2 protein-coding genes are annotated in these 1,647 nt (G+C 37.5%); both read left to right on the top strand.

Annotated elements, in window-relative coordinates; translation table 11 throughout:
* Nucleotides 1-726 (top strand): SDR family NAD(P)-dependent oxidoreductase (locus tag AEA09_RS16515; protein ID WP_082332711.1); only part of this gene is annotated, 726 nt, incomplete at its 5' end.
* 91 nt (nt 727-817) lie between these two features.
* A partial coding sequence (locus AEA09_RS16520; RefSeq protein ID WP_156312237.1) for an MFS transporter occupies nt 818-1,647 on the top strand: 830 nt, incomplete at its 3' end.

Raw genomic sequence — 1,647 nt, forward strand, 5'->3', positions numbered from 1 at the left:
ATTACAGGTGGCGCAGGCGGTATCGGTATGGGAATGGCAACTGCCTTTGTAAAAGAGGGAGCAACAGTTGTAATTGTGGACTTAAATGCAGAAGTAGGAAATGAAACTGTTAAAACATTACAAGAATATCAATCAGAATCTATGTTCATTCAAGCAAACCTTGCAGAGCACGATAAACTAGGAAACATTGTGACGCAAGTTGTTGAGAGATACGGCAAGCTAGATATTCTAGTAAACAATGCACATGCATCAAGAATGAACTCGATTGCTGATACAACTCAAGCAGATTTCGATTTATCATTTAACACTGGATTCTATCCAACATTCTACTTGATGCAAGCAGCACTACCATATTTAAAAGAAACAAAAGGGAATATCATCAACTTTGCGTCTGGAGCTGGCATTAACGGAGATGTTAACCAAGCCTCTTATGCAGTTGCAAAAGAAGCGATTCGTGGAATTACGCGTGTAGCAGCAAATGAATTCGGTCCATTTGGTATCAATGTAAACATTATTGCACCAATTGCTAAATCACCAGGTATGCTTCAATGGGCAGAAGAAAATCCAGAATATTACCAAGGAATGCTTTCTAAAATCCCTCTAAGAAGACTAGGTGAAATTGAAGACGATATCGGTCGCGTTGCAGTATTCTTAGCAAGCGAAGATTCTGCTTATATTACGGGTCAAACAATTATGGTAGATGGCGGATCAATTAAATTACGCTAATCAATATTAGTTTGCTTTTACATCACAAAAATAATGCCGTTTCGTGAGAACGAAACAGCAACCAAATAAATTATAGAATGAGGACTTCATCATGAATCAACAAAAGAAAAAAATCCACTATGCTTGGTGGTTATTAATCGGCTTATCTATCATGGTAGGTGTGGGTAAAAACGGTATTTCTACTGCAGGTGGATTATTCTTAGCACCAGTTACTCAAGACTTAGGCATTGGAATGGGTAGCTTAACATTATACTTCAGTATTGCCTCCATTGTCACAATGATTTTCTTACCTATTGCAGGTAAATTAATGGCTAAATATGATATTAAATTAATTTTAATAGTTGCGATTATATTAATGGCTGGTTCATTCGCAATGTTCGGATTAATGAGTTCAGTGTGGGGCTGGTACTTATTCAGTATCCCAATGGCCATTGGTTCAGTTTTTATAACACAAATAGCAGGTCCTGTTTTAATCAATAACTGGTTTAAGAAACATAATGGTTTAGCAATCGGAATCATGGTTGCAATCGGTGGTGTATTGGGTGCAGTCATTCAACCAACAGTAGGTAATTTAATTGCTACCCAAGGCTGGAGATTTACGTATATCGCTTTAGGTATAGCTGTAACGGCCATTATCATTCCAATCGTATTATTAGTGATTCGAATGTCTCCTCAACAAAAAGGTTTACAACCATTAGGTATGGATGAAGTAGAAACAAATGAAGGTTCTTCTGCTCAACAAGTTACAGCAGTAGGTGTTACAGCTGCAGTAGCCAAAAAATCTAGCGCATTTTTCGCATTATTGGCGTTCTTCTTCATCATCACATCAATTGCTAGTTTTAGTCAACATATTGCCCCATTCGCAATGGGTATTGGCTATGACATCAAATTTGCTGGTAGTGTACTAGGTGCAATGCAAAT

The organism is Lysinibacillus contaminans (genome assembly GCF_001278945.1).
In the GTDB taxonomy this organism is placed as follows: Bacteria; Bacillota; Bacilli; order Bacillales_A; family Planococcaceae; genus Lysinibacillus; species Lysinibacillus contaminans.